Source organism: Bradyrhizobium altum, from assembly GCF_020889705.1.
Classification (GTDB): domain Bacteria; phylum Pseudomonadota; class Alphaproteobacteria; order Rhizobiales; family Xanthobacteraceae; genus Bradyrhizobium; species Bradyrhizobium altum.
In genome coordinates this window covers 1-15,249 of the sequence record NZ_JACMYP010000112.1, presented here as the reverse complement: position 1 = coordinate 15,249, position 15,249 = coordinate 1, and the positions used below count along the sequence as shown (strand labels likewise).

Sequence of the window (15,249 nt, the reverse complement as noted above, 5' to 3'; positions counted from 1 at the left end):
CCCATCATCTGCGCCGCGGATGCAAATTGATGGGTTTCGCTTCGCTCTACCCATCCTACGAGACTACGACGAGAGTACGTGTTGCTCCTCCAACGCCCGCTCCGATGGCGTCGGCACCTCGCAGCCGGTGACGCAGCAGCGGCCGGGCTGCTTCGACACCCGCTGTCCTTCGTCGACAAGGCCGCGGCCAAGCAGATTCTCGACCAACTCGGCCTTCTCCATGACCGGATAGTTGCGCCAGATCTCGCGCTTCATCGCCTCCGGCGAGCCGCCGCCGTGCAGCGAGATCACCGAGTACCAGCCGGCTTCGTGCGACACCGTGAGGTCCTCGATCAACCGCGCCACCTCGGCGCGCTGCTCCGCCGGAATATCGGGCCGCCCGCCCATGACAGCAGCGAGCGAGGCGCGCGTCTCCGGATTGTGGTCCTCGTCAGGACCCGGCAGCGCGACGATCAACCCGCCGGAGACGTAGTGCGCGACGCGGTGCATGTCGTAGATCTTGGTCGCCAGCAGCAGCTTGCCGATGTTGGAGAATACCGCATCGGGCATCACCGAGCCGGCCGGATCCTTCGTGCAATAGACCGAGGACGCGACGCCGCAGGCATAGAAACTCTCGGTGATGGTGATCAACTCGACCATCGCCTCGCGGATATGGGCGTGCTTCTCGGCATCGAGCCCGTTGGCCTCGATCATCAGCGCGCCGGCGCCGATCAGCAGATCGCCGAAGCCGGCACGCGCGCCGATGCAGGAGTGGCGGTGATGCGTGGCGTAGGACGTGGTGAGGAAGCCGCCCTCCTCGGTCTCGCCGGCGAGGAAGACGCGGTCATGCGGCACGAACACGTCGTCGAACATCACGACGCCGACCGACTGGCCATACTTCGCCGAGAATTTCGCCGATGCATCGCCGGGCCGGCCCGCCGGGCGCGCGACGATGGTGACGCCGGGCGCATCAACAGGCACGGCGCAACACACCGCGAAATCCCTGTCATCGGGCACATGGGTGCGGCAGGGCATGACCAGGAATTCGTGCATGTAGGGCGCGCCGGTGACGATCGCCTTGGTGCCGCGGATCACGATGCCGTCGGGGCGGCGCTCCTTGATGTGGACATAGACGTCCGGATTGGCCTGCGAGCCCGGGCGCTTGGAGCGGTCGCCCTTGGCATCGGTCATGGCGATGCCGAGCGTCAGGTCCTGGTCCTGCACCTCGTGCAGATAGTTGAGGAAGCGCTGGCTGTAGTCGGTGCCGTGGCGATCGTCGGTCAGCTTGGTCGCCTGATAGAGGCCATTGAGCGCATCATGGGTGAGGTAGCGCTGGGCACAGCCCGACGTCCTGCACACCAGCCGCACCGCTTCGAGCTTGTACAGCAGGTCCTGCGAGCTCTCATTGATGTGGAGCATGCGGTTGACGGTCTTGCCCGAGGTGCCCTGCCGCGCCGTCATGATCGGCACGTGCTCGGCGCGATGCGCGAAATCGTAGGTCACGCCCACTCCGGCCACGCCCGGCGCCAGCAGCGGCTCGTCGGCAACGCTCGCTATCGCCGCGCCGTTGACGAACACAAGCGGCTTGTAGCGGCGCAGGGACTCCCGGTAGTCCGCGGCCGTCATCAGCATGGCGTTCTCCCTTGCTCATTTTTTCTAACACCGTTAAATTATCTAACGCTGTTTGAATTGAGTCAAGAACGGATTCGCCGATGCAGATGCGCGAGAGCAGGAAGGAAGCGGTCAGCCGCCACAAGCGGGAGTTGATCCTCGATGCGGCGCGCAGCGTGTTCGCGGAAGAAGGGCTCGAGGGTGCGAGCCTGCGGGCGATCGCGACACGGGCCGGCTACACCCCGGCGGCGCTGTACTTCCACTTCGATTCCAAGGAAGCGATCTATGCCGAGGTGCTGCGGCAATCGCTGGCCTCGCTCGGCGAAGCCGTCACCGCGGCGGTCGCGACGACGCGCAGCGCCAAACAGAGGCTGCACGCCGCCGGCATGGGCTTCTTCCGCTATTATGCGGACCACCCACGCGACCTCGATCTCGGCTTCTATCTGTTCCGCGGCGGCATGAAGCCGGCCGGGCTTGGCCATGATCGCGACCACGAGCTGAACGCGGCGCTGGAAGCCGCGCTGCATCCGATCGCGGAAGCCGCCGAGGCGCTCGGCGCGTCCAGGCAGAAGGCGAACACCGTGATGGTGGATTGCTTCGCCCACGCCACCGGCCTCTTGCTGTTGCTGCACACCGGCCGCATCAGGATGTTCGGCGCCTCCGCGCCCGATTTGATGGACGCGTATCTGCGCGACAAGATTGCGCAACTCGCGAGGGACTGAAGCCACCTCACGTGAGGATGACACCGGCGGAAGTTTCGTAGCCCGGATGAAGCGGAGCGAAATCCGGGATTCACGCGTGCACGCTCGACCCGGATTACGCTGCGCTCCATCCGGGCTACGGATCCCAAGATTCCGGGTTCGCTTCGCGCCCCGGAATGACCTTCGGTTACTTCCCCTGCGCTTCCCGCATCTTGGCCTGAATCTTCGCCATGCCGCCGATCCAGCGGTCGTAGTTCTCGGTCTTCTTGCGCATGTAGCCGAGCACCTGCGGGTGCGGCAGGATCAGGAAGGTCTCCTGCTCGATGCCCTTGAGCGCATCCTGTGCGACCTGCTCCGCCGTGAGATCGCCGTCGCCGGATTGCGGACCCTTCGGGATCGAGCGCAGCATGTTGGTGTCGACGCCCTGCGGGCAGAGGATCGAGACCTTGATGTTGTCGGCGCGGTGCGAGATCGCGAGGTTTTCCGCAAAGCCGACCGCGGCGTGCTTGGTGGTCGAATAGGCCGGGCTGCCGACCTGCGACAACAGGCCCGCGGCCGAGATCGTGTTGAGGAAGTAGCCGCCGCCGCGCGCCTTCATGCGCGGCACCAGATGCCGGGCGGCATAGACATGCGCCATCACATGGATCGCCCAGCTTCGCGACCACGGCTCGTCCGAGGTGCCGCCGGCATTTTTCGACAGCGGATCGAAGCCGCCGCCGATCCCGGCGTTGGAGCAGAACAGCGCGATCGGGCCGAACATGCGCTCGGTCTCGTCGATCACGTGCAGGATGTTCTTCTCCTGCCCGACATCGCATTTGAACGCGGCGCCGCCGACCGAGGCCGCGACCTGCTCGGCCGCCGCATGATCGAGGTCGACCACCACGACCTTGGATGCGCCCGCGGCGTGGAACGCCTCGCACAGCGCCCTGCCGATGCCATTGCCACCGCCGGTGACCACCACAACCTTACCTGCCACCTGCATGGCTATCCTCCCGATATCTTTGCTTGCACGCTGTCACTTTGCTCACCTGCCCTATGTATCCCGTCATCCTGAGGAGCGCGAAGCGCGTCTCGAAGGATGCACGGCCCGGCTGGTGGCGTCGACCCTTCGAGACGTGCGTGCCGCGCTCCTCAGGGTGACGGGAGAGAACAGGACGGGCCCATGGGGCTTATGATAGCCCATCCGCCGCGGATGGCGAGAACTTCAGCTCGCCAGCACGACGTCGAACACCGCCGTATAGTGGCAGGCGGCCCCGAGCAGCACGAAGCCGTGCCAGATCGCATTCTGGAAGCGCAGCCGCCGCCAGGAGTGGAAGATCACCCCGAAGCTGTAGAGGATGCCACCCGCCAGCACGAAGCCGAGCGCCTTCGCCGGCAGCGCCTTGACGACGGCGTCGTAGAGCATGATGCCGCTCCAGCCCATCGCAAGATAAAGCCCGACCGAGAGCCGGTCGAAGCGGCCGGGATAGGCGAGCTTCAGCCAGATCCCGACGATCGCGACACACCACACGCCGACCAGCAGCGCGATCGCGAAAGTGCTGTCCTTCAGTTCCACGATGAACGGCGTGTAGGTCGCGGCGATCAACAAATAGATCGCGGAGTGATCGAAGCGCCGCAGCACCCATTTGGCGCGCGACACCGGCCAGAGATTATAGGTCGCCGACAGCGTCAGCATCGCGAGCAGGCCCGCGACATAGACCGAGACCACGGCAATATCGAACGGGCCGGCATAGACCGCGGTCAGCACGATCAGCGCGGTGGCGGCAACCAGCCCGAAACAGACACCGACGAGATGGACGACACCGTCGGCGATCAGCTCGGCACGGTCGTAGTTCCACAGAGCGGCGCCGGCCGCGTGGATCGAGGTCGAGATTTGCTTCAGGCGAAAGACCGTCATGCAGGCTTTCCGGTGTGCCGATTTGACAATGGGGTGGCGTGACGCGTTCAATCCCCCTGCAATCCCTCGCCCGCAAAGGCGCCGGAAATGTGAAGCTTGATTTTGGCCCGATAATCGCCACCTTGCGGGTGGTCGCCCGCCTTTTTTGGCTCCTCCTGCCGGGTCTTTTCGTTAACCCTCCATGCCCCCCCGCTTCTCTGATATCGTCGAGGAAGCGCGTCTGTCGGCGCGGGCGCTGCTCGACTATAGCGAGGGCCTTTTCAAGCCGACGGTGCGGCTCGGCGTCACCGGCCTGTCGCGCGCCGGCAAGACCGTGTTCATCACCGCGCTGGTCCACGGCCTGACCCGTGCCGGCCGCTTCCCGGTGTTCGAGGCCTATACCTCGGGGCGGATCGCGCGCGCCTATCTCGCCCCGCAGCCCGACGATGCGGTGCCGCGCTTCGCCTACGAGAACCATGTCCGCACTCTGATCGAGGAGCGGACCTGGCCGAGCTCGACCACCGACATCTCCGAGCTTCGCCTCGTGATCGAGTATCAGCGGCAAAATGGCGCGGACCGCACGCTGACCCTCGACATCGTCGACTACCCCGGCGAGTGGCTGCTCGACCTGCCGCTCCTGAACAAGAGCTACGAGCAATGGTCGGCGGAGAGCCTTGCATTGTCGCGCGAGCCGTTGCGCGCAAAACTGGCGGCGCCATGGCACGCCCATCTCGCAACGCTGAAGCCTGAGGCCAAAGAGGACGAGCAGGCCGCGCGCACCGAAGCAAGATTGTTCACCGATTATCTGCGCGCCTGCCGCGACGAGCGTTTCGCGATGAGCTTGCTGCCGCCCGGGCGCTTCCTGATGCCGGGCAACCTCGCCGATACGCCGGCGCTGACCTTTGCGCCGCTCGACGTGCCCGTGGACGGCAGCGCGCCCGATGGCTCGCTATGGGCAATGATGCGGCGGCGCTACGAGGCCTACAAGGACGTCGTGGTGCGGCCGTTCTTCCGCGATCACTTCGCGCGGCTCGACCGCCAGATCGTGCTGGCCGATGCGCTCGCCGCATTCAACGCCGGCCCGGAGGCGCTGCACGATCTCGAGGCGGCGCTTGCCGGCATCCTCGACTGCTTCCGGATCGGCCGCAGCACGATCATGAGCGCGCTGTTCCGGCCGCGCATCGACCGCATCCTGTTCGCGGCGACCAAGGCCGACCATCTGCATCACCAGAGCCACGACCGGCTGGAAGCCGTGCTGCGGCGGATCGTGGCCAGGGCCACCGAGCGCGCCGAATATGCCGGCGCCGCCATCGACGTCGTGGCGCTCGCCGCGGTGCGCGCCACACGCGAGGCGCAGGTTCAGCGCGGCCGCGACCGGCTGCCGTCGATCCTCGGCACGCCAGCGCAGGGCGAGGTCGCCAATGGCGGGACACTTGACGGCGAAACTGAAGTTGCGACCTTTCCGGGCGACCTGCCCGACAATCCGGAGGAGCTGTTCAACGGCGGATTCCGCGGCCTCTCGAATGCCGGCGCGGATACCGCCGATTATCGTTTCCTGCGCTTCCGCCCGCCGAAGCTGGAACGAAACGGCGATGCGGAGCCGGCGCTGCCTCACATCCGCCTTGACCGCGCCCTCCAGTTCCTGATCGGAGACAAACTGCAATGAACGAGAAGACGCCCCCGCGGCGGCCGGCGACGTTCAAGCTCGACGATCCCGGCGTGGTCGTGATGGATCCGGACGACAGCGGCCGCCTCAGCCGCGGCACCATCCAGATCGTGCCCGAGGCCGAGCCCGCGCAGCTTCCGGTGCCGGTTGACACGCCGCTGCTGCCGGCGCGCCGCGGCTTCCGCTGGGGCACGCTGTTCTGGAGTTCGGTCGCGGGCCTTGTGGTGCTCGGCACCGGGCTTGGCGTGATCAACCTGGTCGAGGATCTGTTCGCGCGCAACGAGGGCCTCGGCGTCCTCGGGCTCGGGCTCGCGGTCATCGCCACGGTGGCGCTGGCCGTCGTGACCACGCGCGAGCTGGTCGGCCTGGCGCGGCTGGCGACCATCGAGAAGCTGCATCTGCGCGCCGCCGAAGTGCTGATCAGCGACGACCGCGCCGCGAGCCGGGCTGTTGTCGCCGACCTGCTCAAGCTCGCGCACCAGACCCCGCAGCTCGCCCGCGCCCGCAGCGCGTTGCAGAGCCACACCGACGACATCATCGACGGCGCCGACATGATCCGCCTCGCCGAGCGTGAATTGATGACGCCGCTCGACGAGGAGGCGCGGCGGCTGGTGTCGACGGCCGCGCAGCGCGTCTCCGTCGTCACCGCGGTCAGCCCGCGCGCGATGATCGACGTGCTGTTCGTGTTCGTGGCGAGCTTGCGGATGATCCGTCAGCTGGCGCGGCTCTATGGCGGCCGGCCCGGCGCGCTCGGCATGATCCGCCTGCTGCGCCACGTCATCGCGCATCTGGCGATCACCGGCGGCATGGCCGCGAGCGACAGCCTGATCCAGCAGATGCTCGGCCACGGCATCGCGGCAAAACTCTCGCAGCGGCTCGGCGAAGGCATGCTCAACGGCCTGTTGACCGCCCGCCTCGGCCTCGCCGCGATCGACGTGACCCGCCCGCTCCCCTTCAACGCTTTGCCGCGCCCGGCGCTGACCGATCTGGCGAAGGACCTGATCCGCAAGCGTGAGGAGGAGGAATAACTCCTCACCCTTCCCGCGCAGAACGGCGCCCATTGCTGCGCCCTCTCCCCTTGTGGGAGAGGGCAGCTCAGCTGCTCAACACGAACTCGCTTGGGTGAGGGGTATCCATCCACGCGCACCTCAGCCGCGGAGAGAGACCCCTCATCCGGCGCGCGAATGCGCGCCACCTTCTCCCACAAGGGGAGAAGGAAGACGCATCGCCAGCACGCGCCAGCGGAAGAACGTGGTGTCCGGCGGCGGCGACAGATCGGGTGTCCAGCCGCTGATCTTCTCCAGCGCATAGGTGTCCATTACCATGCCGCGCCAGCTTCGCGTCACGCGCTCCAGCGGCTGGCGCACCGCCGATGTCTCGCTCCACAGCGGCAGATTGTTCTCGGGCTCGCGCCCGACATAGATGCCGACGTGATCCCTCATCAAGTTCATGCCGGGATCGGCAAAGCCCTGGAAGCGGCCGCGCTCATTGATTTCGATGACCGGCACCCGCCCGCGCAGCATCCAGCGCAGCATCGCATAGGTGCGATAGTCCGTGGTCGCGACCCAGGTCGCGCCGGTCGCCTGCACCTGCGCCAGGGCATGCGCGGCCACCAAATCGTAACCCGCCTCGGTGCCGATCGGATCAGTGCGGCCGATCAGATTCCACGGCGCGAACATGTAATAGAGGAAGACGCAGACGACGAAGACGATGCCCGATGTGATCGCAGTCCGCGCCCAGGAGACGGTCGACTTGATGAGCCCGACCGACCAGCCCTCGAACGGCATCCGCGTGACGTTGATGGCGACCGCCGCAAAGCCGGCCGGCCACAGGAACATCGGCCAGGTGTCGCCGACCCGCAAGGTCAGCGATTTCCAGAGAAAATAGACGAACGGCACCAGCACCGCGGTTGCAAGCAGGATCGCGACCGGCTCGCGCCTGACATAGCCGCGCCATGCCGTCAGCACTGTCCCGAACAGCGTCACCGGCAGCAGCACGAAGCCGACCAGGCCGAACTGCATGCCGACGAACTCGCCGAGCGTACGGAACGTGAGATCGCGCTCCACGGTGGCGCGCACCGCCTGGAAGCGGAACGAGGCCCAGTCATGCTCGGCATTCCAGATCAGCACCGGCGAGAACACGACGATCGCGATCAGCGCGGCGAGGTAGGGATACGGACTGCGCAGCCAGCGCCAGCGCCAGTCCGGCACCAGCGCAAACGCGAGCACCGCCGGCGCGAACATGATCGCGGTGAATTTGGATAGCAGCGACAGCCCGGCGAACAGCCCCGCGGCCAGCCACCAGCGCCCGTCATTGCTCTGCGCGAGCCGCATCAGCGACCACAGCATCGCAACCGAAAACGGGATCAGCGCCGTGTCGGGCGCGACCTTCGCCATTAACAATCCGTAATACAGCGCCGCCTCCGGCAGCAGCAGCGCCAGCATCACGGCACGGATGTTGTTTGATGTCACGCGGCGGACGATGTCGGCGAGCAGGAGCTGGGTGGCCAGCATCGCCACGATGCCACCGAGGCGGACGCCAAGATTAGTGTCGCCGAGGATCGCTGTGCCAAAACGGATGAACCAGGCGACCATCGGAGGATGGTCGAGGAAGGACAGCACGTTTTCCTTCGACCAGGTCCAGTAATAGGCCTCGTCGGTGCGCAGATCGAGCGCATGGGCATAGACCAGCCGCATCGCGGTCATGGCGACGATCACGGCGATGACGCCGCGCCAATCCGGCGCGCGCGAACGGGCCGGCTTGACGCTGATGTTATCGGCTCCGGATTGGGCTCGGGTTATCGTCACGGCGCTTTTTGTTCGACTCTTAACGGAGTGTCAACGTGCTGCACGCCCGGCTACCGCGGCCCGCCCGGACCCGCGGTGGTGTTCAGCGCGGGAATTAAGCACTAGAATTGCAGATATGAATCACATGGCCTCCCCCTCGCGCGAACATTTGCAGGAAATGGCCCGCGGCGTCGGCCAGCGGCAGGTTCGCCTGGTCACGGGGGCGATCATGTTCGCCTACCTGATCAGCCATTTCCTCAACCACGCACTCGGCAATATCTCGACGGAGGCGATGGCGATCGGGGTGCACTACCACACCGAATTCTGGCAGTTCCTGCCGATCGCGATCGTGTTCTACGGCTCCTGCCTGGTGCATACCGGGCTCGGCATCTGGGCGCTGTACCAGCGCCGCGAGTTCCACTGGAAGGCGATCGAGCCGCTGCAGCTGGTGCTCGGCCTGAGCATCCCGGTCTTCATCACCATCCACATCGTCGGCGTGCGGCTCGGCCAGACCCTGTACGGGCACGAAAAGCTCTACCCGCAGGAGCTCTACACCTTCTTCATCGCCTCGCCGGTCCGGCTGTGGTTGATGTTTGCGGTGCTGCTGATCGCCTGGGTGCATGGCTGCATCGGGCTGTATTTCTGGCTGCGGCTGCGCGCGTTCTTCCGGTGGGCCGCGCCGTTCCTGCTGGCCACAGCGGTGCTGATCCCAACGCTGGCAATGCTCGGCATCTATCAGGGCGGCCGCGCCACGATGGAGGACTATCAGGATCCCGACTGGCGGCGCGAGGAGCTGTCGGTGCAGAAGCTCGGCACGGCGGCCCAGGCTGCCACGCTCGAGAAGATCACGGGTGGCCTGACATCCGGCTATCTCGCCCTGCTCGGCCTCGTGCTGCTGGCGCGGGGCGCGCGTGCCCTGCTTGAGCGCCGCGGCGGCATGATCGCGCTGTCCTATGGCAACGGCCGCACGCTGCGGGTGCCGAAGGGATTGAGCGTGCTGGAAGCGAGCCTGCGCTACAACGTGCCGCATGCGAGCGTTTGCGGCGGCCGTGCGCGCTGCTCGACCTGCCGCATCCGCATCATCGGCGATCACGCCGCCCTCCCCGAGCCTTCCCCGCGCGAAGCCTTCGTGCTGCACCGGGTCGGCACCGACGATCCGTCGATCCGGCTGGCCTGCCAGTTGCGGCCGACCACCGACCTGGCCTTCTTTCAGCTGTTCCTGCCGCACACGATGTCGGCCAATGCGCACGCCTCAAATCCGACGCGGGTCGGCCAGGAGCGTTATCTCGTCAGCATGTTCGTCGACATGCGCGGCTCGACGCAGCTTGCCGAGAAGCGGCTGCCGTTCGACACCGTGTTCATCGTCAACCGCTTCCTCGGCGCGGTGTCGCAGGCGGTGCTGGAAGCCGGCGGCCGGCCCAACCAGTTCATCGGCGACGGCATGCTGGCGCTGTTCGGGCTCACCACCGACCGGCGGGTGGCCTGCCGCCAGGCGCTGCGCGCGGCGGCGCTGATCGCAGCCAATATCGACGAGCTGAACCAGTTTCTCAGCCACGATTTGCGCGAGCCGATCCGCTTCGGCATCGGCATCCATGGCGGCGAGGTGATCGTCGGCGACATCGGCTATCGCGACCACATGGTGTTCACCGCGCTCGGCGATGCCGTCAACGTCGCGGCACGGCTGCAGGACATGACGAAAGCGCTGGCCTGCGAGGCGGTCATCTCCGACGAGGTGCGGGTCACCGCGGGCCTTGCCGACGATGCCCTGCCGGCGCAGGAGGTCGCGATCCGCGGCCGCAACGAGCCGATGACCGTGCGCACCGTCGAGGCGACACGCGTCCTGTCCACGCTGGTCGACGACCGGCGTGCCGTCGCGGCCTGACCGGTTCATCTCCCTCTTCACCGAATGTGACCTGCCGCACATCCGAAGCTGCGTTCAGCAGAGATGCTCGAACGTGCCCGGTGCCGGATGCGACTGACTGGCGATGGGTAACACTGCAACCGCGCCGCGACAGAGTTCAACGCGCATCTGAAGGAGACGACCATGCTTCGCAAAGTCACGCTTGCTCTCGCGACCGCCGCAACGCTTGCTGCCGCCGCGCTGGCGCCGACCTCGGCTTCGGCCAAACCGTTCTTCTGGCATCCGTATCACCATCACTTCTGGGGCGGCCCGGGCATCTCCGTCGGCTTCGTCGATTCCGGCTGCTACGTCACCCGCCTGGTGATGACGCCCTACGGCTATCGCTATCGCACCGTGAACGTCTGCTACTGATCGAACCTTCGACTTCGATGGAAATGCCCCGGTCGTCTGATGCGGCCGGGGCTTTTCATTGTTGCGACGCAACGCTGCGAAAGCTCAATTGACTTGGGGTTGTCAGGTGCGACATTTGTCGCCGTGCGCATTCCATGATGCGAAAGCGCGCAAGGCAAGGTGAGCCTGGTGATGACCAGCTCACGACAGAACAGCTTCGGAGGAAGCGGAATGCTCGATCGACGAGACTTGATGAAGCGCGCCGGCTTGGCCGCTTTGGTGACGGGGCTGGGATCAAGGGGCGCATTCGCCCTCGACACCGTGACGCTGCCCTTCGGCAATGGCGAACGGCCGCTGGTGCGCTACCCGCAGAAGCGCCCGATGATCGGCCTGACCGCCCGGCCGCCGCAGCTGGAAACGCCGTTTGCGGTCTTCAACGACGGTCCGCTCACGCCTAACAACGCGTTCTTCGTCCGCTATCACCTCGCCGGCGTCCCCTACGATCTCGATCCGGACAAGTTCACGCTCGAGATCAAGGGCAAGGTCGACAAACCCGTGAAGCTGTCGCTGAAGGAGATCCGGAAGCTGAAGGCTGTCGAGCTCGTCGCCGTCAATCAATGCTCCGGCAACAGCCGCGGCTTCTTCAATCCGCGCGTTGCCGGCGGTCAGCTCGGTAACGGCGCGATGGGCTGTGCACGCTGGCACGGCGTGCCGCTGAAGACCGTGCTCGACATGGCCGGCGTGCAGGCCGGCGCCAAGCAGGTCACCTTCAATGGCATGGACGGTCCGGTGATGGACACCACGCCCGACTTCGTGAAGGCGCTCGACATCGACCATGCGCGTGACGGCGAGGTGATGCTGGCCTGGGGCATGAACGGCGAGGATCTGCCGTTCCTCAACGGCTTCCCGCTCCGCCTCGTGGTGCCCGGCTATTACGGCACCTATTGGGTCAAGCACCTCAACGAGATCACCGTGATCGACAACGTCTTCGAGGGCTTCTGGATGAAGTCCGCCTACCGGATTCCGGACACGCCGAACAATGCGGTCGAGCCCGGCACCGCGCCAAAGGCGACGATCCCGATCAACCGCTTCACGGTGCGCTCGTTCATCACCAGCGTCGCCGACGGCGCCAAGCTGAAGCCCGGCCGCACCACGCTGCGCGGCATCGCCTTCGACGGCGGCAAGGGCATCAAGGAGGTCGTGGTCTCGACCGACGGCGGCAAGAGCTGGACACCGGCCAAGCTCGGCAAGGATCTCGGCAAATACGCCTTCCGGGAATGGAAGCTGAAGGTCGCGCTCCCGGCCGGCGCCTCGGATCTGAAGGTGCGCGCCACCAACAATGCCGGCGACACCCAGCCGATGGATCCATTGTGGAATCCCGCCGGCTATCTGCGCAACGTCGTCGAAACCGTGCGCGTCACCGCGGCGTGAGGAGAAGCATCATGACCAGCAAGCTGCTTCCCTCCCTCGCCGCGATCGCCCTGCTGTCGATCGGCGGCGCTGTCGCCGCGCCCGTCAACTACACACTTCCCGAGGAGTCCGCGGCCTTCAAGCCGGGTCCCAACCTCGACGTGGTGCAGAACAATTGCACCGCCTGCCACTCGGCCGACTACATCAAGACCCAGCCGCAGGGCGAGAAGTTCAAGAAGGACTTCTGGCAGGCCGAGGTGACCAAGATGATCAAGGTCTACGGCGCGCCGATCGACCAGGCCGACGTCGCAAGATCGTGGAGTATCTTTCCGCGACCTATTGAGACGCGGCCGATCCATCCCCCCGCGCACTGGCAGAAAGCTCGCGCGCGGGGCCATTGATCCAATTCGGCTCAGTGGAACCGGTCTTTTTTTGCAGCGCATCAATTGACCACGAAACAGGCAATCCGGCACCAAAACCCTGCAAAGCAGGTTGTTTCCGGGCAAAAACACACCGTGGTTTGATCTACCCAGCTTTTTTCAAACTGCTATCCTGTGCGGTACGGACAAGCCGGTTTGTGCGGGGACCGACTGGTCTGTTTTCGATTGATTCCGCGGAGACGACTGGAATGCCCAAAGGTACAGTGAAGTGGTTCAACCCGACCAAGGGTTACGGATTCATCCAGCCCGCATCGGGCGGCAAGGACATTTTCGTGCATATTTCAGCAGTTCAGAAGGCTGGTCTTCAGAGCCTCAACGAAGGTCAGTCTGTTGAATACGAAGAAATTGCCAATCGCGGCAAGACATCAGCCGAGAACCTCAAGGTCTAGCGCACCGCGCCAGATCCAGCGGCGCACTCTCGGACACGATCCGGGAGTGAGGGCCGATCCAACATCACACGACGTGACGTTCGGCGGGGCGGGCACGACGCCCGCGCGCCACGGCGTTGAACTTTTTGGCCGCCGTCGATCGCGCGCCGCTATTGGCCATTTGACCGTCACATCCGGCACCGCCCGATTGCTGTGGCCCGCCGCACGTCAGCCTCACCGACAATCGCGGGATATCTCTCTCTCCATCATGCCGCGGGCCGTGACGGAAAATGCTGCGCCGTGAACAGAACGCGCACGGCAGGAGCGTTCAGGCGTTCAATCTTCCGTCACCCATTTGGCGACGGTCATGACGTCAGGCGGTTGCAGATAGCCGCGGGGCCAGAGATCGACGGCCCATTCCACCTTGGTGGTGCGTTCGAGCAGAACGGCGGTGTTGTGCGGCGTTTGTCCCAGCGAAAACCCGCGATAGTGGGGATCCCCGACGTCGTGGAACTTGAACAGGTTCCACGATTGCATCACCAGCATCAGGCTGGTCGTGTTGCGCGTGGTGTCCCAGCAATCGTAATTGTGCTTGTCGTCGTTGGCGCGGAAGTCAGCTTTCGCCACGCGCTTGTCAGTGCCGAGGATCGGCCCCATCCGGCGGTCGAACCAGATCACGGCCTTCTGCACGGCCGCGCGTTCGGCGGCGGCGTTGGCGCGGCCCGTGGCCATGATCCTGGTCAGGGCCGCCCGGTCGGCTCCGCTGAAGTCGAGCATCTCGCGGCGCCGGCAGACGAAGCCGTAGCACACCGTCATCGCCGAGGCCGACGGCGGATAGATCGAGACCGATGTATAGAGCTGCATGATGCCGGAGCTGAACTCCGCCGCGCGGGACGGCGTCATCGCGGACAGGGACAAGACGGCTGCACATAGCGCGCCGGCAACCTCGGTTCGCTTCGCACCTATCGGCTGATTGGCATCGTCCATATTGCGGCCCCCAACTGAGGGCAGAATTATCGCGGGTGCGTCGCGATGCCAAGACATCCTGCGCATGGCTGTGGATCAGATCCGGAGCCCATCAGCCGACCGGCAGCGGCGCGTCGCGCTTGACTTCCTCCATCACGGCGTAGGTTCGCGTCTCGCGCACGCCCGGCAGCGCCAGCAGAGTCTCGCCGAGAAACCTGCGATAGGCGCTCATGTTGGCGACGCGCGCCTTGACCAGGTAGTCGAAGCCGCCGGCCACCATGTGACACTCCAGCACTTCCGGCGCGATCTGGACTGCCTTGGCGAAGCGCTCGAACACATCGGGCGTGGTTTTGTCGAGCAGCACCTCGACAAACACCAGGAGGCCGAGCCCGAGCCGGTGCGGATTGAGCCGCGCGCCATAGCCCTCGACGAAGCCGTCACGCTGCAACCGCTTCAACCGCTCGCCGACCGAGGTCGGCGACAGGCCGATCCTCTCGGCCAGTTCCACATTGGCAATCCGGCCATCCCCTTGCAGTATCGAGAGGATTTTGCGGTCTATCTTGTCTATCTCTGTCATATCCACGGCAATATCTGAAATGATCCAGATTTTCTAAGGCAAATCTGCTAATTTGTCTATCGAACTACGGTGCGACCGCGCGTAGGTGTTCCGGTGCAACCCCAAGGAATCGCCAAGGACCGCCAAGGAACCATCATGCCAGACCCGTCCCCGCTCCCGCCGCCGTTCAGCGCGCCCTACGCCCCCGATGACACCGCGATCGCCGGCCGCCTGCGCGAGGACACCAGGCTTGGCGCAGACCAGGAGGCCGGCGTCGACCGCACCGCGCGGCGCCTGATCGAGGCGATCAGGGCCAACGACGATCCGCTCGGCGGGGTCGAGGACATGCTGCGCGAGTTTGCGCTGTCGACCAAGGAGGGCCTGGCGCTGATGGTGCTGGCGGAGGCGCTGCTGCGGGTGCCCGACGCGCGCACCGCCGACCAGTTCATCGAGGACAAGCTCGGCCAGGGCGACTTCGTCAACCACGAGACCAGATCCAGCGCGTTCATGGTCAACGCCTCGGCCTGGGCGCTCGGCATGTCGGCGCGCGTGATCCAGCCCGGCGAGACGCCGCAAGGCACGATCGGGCGGCTGACCAAGCGGCTCGGCGCGCCGGCGGTGCGCGCCGCGACGCGACAG

13 protein-coding genes and 2 pseudogenes are annotated in these 15,249 nt (G+C 65.6%); 9 read left to right on the top strand and 6 right to left on the bottom strand.

The annotated features are described in order from the left end of the window. Window positions 1-63: 63 nt before the first annotated feature. The gene (locus H8B02_RS25010; protein WP_229168716.1) at window positions 64-1,611 is read right to left on the bottom strand and encodes a 4-hydroxyphenylacetate 3-hydroxylase family protein; all 1,548 of its coding nucleotides are present in this window, start codon (window positions 1,609-1,611) and stop codon (window positions 64-66) included. An 80-nt stretch (window positions 1,612-1,691) separates the two neighbouring features. Here H8B02_RS25010 and H8B02_RS25005 point away from each other — a divergent pair, with 80 nt between their 5' ends. Then, on the top strand, window positions 1,692-2,312 hold the full coding sequence (locus H8B02_RS25005; RefSeq protein WP_229168715.1) for a TetR family transcriptional regulator: 621 nt from the start codon (window positions 1,692-1,694) through the stop codon (window positions 2,310-2,312). 166 nt (window positions 2,313-2,478) lie between these two features. Here H8B02_RS25005 and H8B02_RS25000 read toward each other — a convergent pair whose 3' ends face one another. Beyond that, on the bottom strand, window positions 2,479-3,273 hold the full coding sequence (locus tag H8B02_RS25000) for an SDR family oxidoreductase (RefSeq protein ID WP_229168714.1): 795 nt from the start codon (window positions 3,271-3,273) through the stop codon (window positions 2,479-2,481). A gap of 222 nt (window positions 3,274-3,495) precedes the next feature. After that, complete coding sequence (trhA, locus tag H8B02_RS24995) at window positions 3,496-4,188, bottom strand: PAQR family membrane homeostasis protein TrhA (protein ID WP_229168713.1); 693 nt, start codon at window positions 4,186-4,188, stop codon at window positions 3,496-3,498. A 181-nt stretch (window positions 4,189-4,369) separates the two neighbouring features. Between trhA and H8B02_RS24990 the strand changes: the two genes are divergently transcribed. Together H8B02_RS24990 and H8B02_RS24985 are read left to right on the top strand one after the other, a co-directional pair. After that, window positions 4,370-5,833 (top strand): YcjX family GTP-binding protein, encoded by a 1,464-nt coding sequence (locus tag H8B02_RS24990; protein ID WP_229168712.1) that lies wholly within the window; start codon window positions 4,370-4,372, stop codon window positions 5,831-5,833. Further along, window positions 5,830-6,861, top strand: a complete 1,032-nt coding sequence (locus H8B02_RS24985) for a YcjF family protein (protein WP_229168711.1) — start codon at window positions 5,830-5,832, stop codon at window positions 6,859-6,861. Before H8B02_RS24990 ends, H8B02_RS24985 begins: the two co-directional genes overlap by 4 nt. A 141-nt stretch (window positions 6,862-7,002) precedes the next feature. Here H8B02_RS24985 and H8B02_RS24980 read toward each other — a convergent pair whose 3' ends face one another. Then, on the bottom strand, window positions 7,003-8,538 hold the full coding sequence (locus H8B02_RS24980; RefSeq protein ID WP_229168730.1) for a glycosyltransferase family 39 protein: 1,536 nt from the start codon (window positions 8,536-8,538) through the stop codon (window positions 7,003-7,005). A gap of 217 nt (window positions 8,539-8,755) precedes the next feature. On the opposite strand from H8B02_RS24980, the gene H8B02_RS24975 reads away from it, so the two are divergent. The 5 genes and pseudogenes from H8B02_RS24975 (at window position 8,756) to H8B02_RS24955 (ending at window position 13,109) form a co-directional block, all read left to right on the top strand. Then, complete coding sequence (locus H8B02_RS24975) at window positions 8,756-10,501, top strand: adenylate/guanylate cyclase domain-containing protein (RefSeq protein WP_376711709.1); 1,746 nt, start codon at window positions 8,756-8,758, stop codon at window positions 10,499-10,501. Window positions 10,502-10,663: 162 nt separating this feature from the next. Next, a complete protein-coding gene (locus H8B02_RS24970) occupies window positions 10,664-10,891 on the top strand; it encodes a hypothetical protein (RefSeq protein ID WP_176529489.1) in 228 nt (75 codons plus the stop codon). Window positions 10,892-11,101: 210 nt separating this feature from the next. Further along, entirely contained in the window at window positions 11,102-12,301 is a 1,200-nt protein-coding gene (sorA, locus tag H8B02_RS24965) for a SorA family sulfite dehydrogenase catalytic subunit (RefSeq protein ID WP_229168709.1), read from the top strand. An 11-nt stretch (window positions 12,302-12,312) separates the two neighbouring features. Beyond that, a pseudogene (gene sorB, locus H8B02_RS24960) lies at window positions 12,313-12,623 on the top strand (SorB family sulfite dehydrogenase c-type cytochrome subunit). Between the two features lie 285 nt (window positions 12,624-12,908). Beyond that, window positions 12,909-13,109, top strand: coding sequence for a cold-shock protein (locus H8B02_RS24955; protein ID WP_163149424.1), 201 nt, complete (start codon window positions 12,909-12,911; stop codon window positions 13,107-13,109). 315 nt (window positions 13,110-13,424) lie between these two features. On the opposite strand, the gene H8B02_RS24950 is transcribed toward H8B02_RS24955, so the two are convergent. Both H8B02_RS24950 and H8B02_RS24945 read right to left on the bottom strand, forming a co-directional pair. Beyond that, window positions 13,425-13,991: a hypothetical protein gene (locus H8B02_RS24950; protein WP_229168729.1), complete on the bottom strand. Its 567-nt coding sequence runs from the start codon at window positions 13,989-13,991 to the stop codon at window positions 13,425-13,427. Between the two features lie 175 nt (window positions 13,992-14,166). Beyond that, window positions 14,167-14,631, bottom strand: coding sequence for an Lrp/AsnC ligand binding domain-containing protein (locus H8B02_RS24945; protein ID WP_229168728.1), 465 nt, complete (start codon window positions 14,629-14,631; stop codon window positions 14,167-14,169). Window positions 14,632-14,766: 135 nt separating this feature from the next. Here H8B02_RS24945 and H8B02_RS24940 point away from each other — a divergent pair. After that, a pseudogene (locus H8B02_RS24940) lies at window positions 14,767-15,249 on the top strand (bifunctional proline dehydrogenase/L-glutamate gamma-semialdehyde dehydrogenase); the annotation flags it as partial.

What these genes read in the sequence shown, in the direction of transcription:
- H8B02_RS25010 (WP_229168716.1), bottom strand. Translation starts at nt 1,611, where the DNA reads ATGCTGATGACGGCCGCGGACTACCGGGAGTCCCTGCGCCGCTACAAG.
- H8B02_RS25005 (WP_229168715.1), top strand. Translation starts at nt 1,692, where the DNA reads ATGCAGATGCGCGAGAGCAGGAAGGAAGCGGTCAGCCGCCACAAGCGG.
- H8B02_RS25000 (WP_229168714.1), bottom strand. Translation starts at nt 3,273, where the DNA reads ATGCAGGTGGCAGGTAAGGTTGTGGTGGTCACCGGCGGTGGCAATGGC.
- trhA (WP_229168713.1), bottom strand. Translation starts at nt 4,188, where the DNA reads ATGACGGTCTTTCGCCTGAAGCAAATCTCGACCTCGATCCACGCGGCC.
- H8B02_RS24990 (WP_229168712.1), top strand. Translation starts at nt 4,370, where the DNA reads ATGCCCCCCCGCTTCTCTGATATCGTCGAGGAAGCGCGTCTGTCGGCG.
- H8B02_RS24985 (WP_229168711.1), top strand. Translation starts at nt 5,830, where the DNA reads ATGAACGAGAAGACGCCCCCGCGGCGGCCGGCGACGTTCAAGCTCGAC.
- H8B02_RS24980 (WP_229168730.1), bottom strand. Translation starts at nt 8,538, where the DNA reads ATGACCGCGATGCGGCTGGTCTATGCCCATGCGCTCGATCTGCGCACC.
- H8B02_RS24975 (WP_376711709.1), top strand. Translation starts at nt 8,756, where the DNA reads ATGAATCACATGGCCTCCCCCTCGCGCGAACATTTGCAGGAAATGGCC.
- H8B02_RS24970 (WP_176529489.1), top strand. Translation starts at nt 10,664, where the DNA reads ATGCTTCGCAAAGTCACGCTTGCTCTCGCGACCGCCGCAACGCTTGCT.
- sorA (WP_229168709.1), top strand. Translation starts at nt 11,102, where the DNA reads ATGCTCGATCGACGAGACTTGATGAAGCGCGCCGGCTTGGCCGCTTTG.
- H8B02_RS24955 (WP_163149424.1), top strand. Translation starts at nt 12,909, where the DNA reads ATGCCCAAAGGTACAGTGAAGTGGTTCAACCCGACCAAGGGTTACGGA.
- H8B02_RS24950 (WP_229168729.1), bottom strand. Translation starts at nt 13,991, where the DNA reads ATGACGCCGTCCCGCGCGGCGGAGTTCAGCTCCGGCATCATGCAGCTC.
- H8B02_RS24945 (WP_229168728.1), bottom strand. Translation starts at nt 14,631, where the DNA reads ATGACAGAGATAGACAAGATAGACCGCAAAATCCTCTCGATACTGCAA.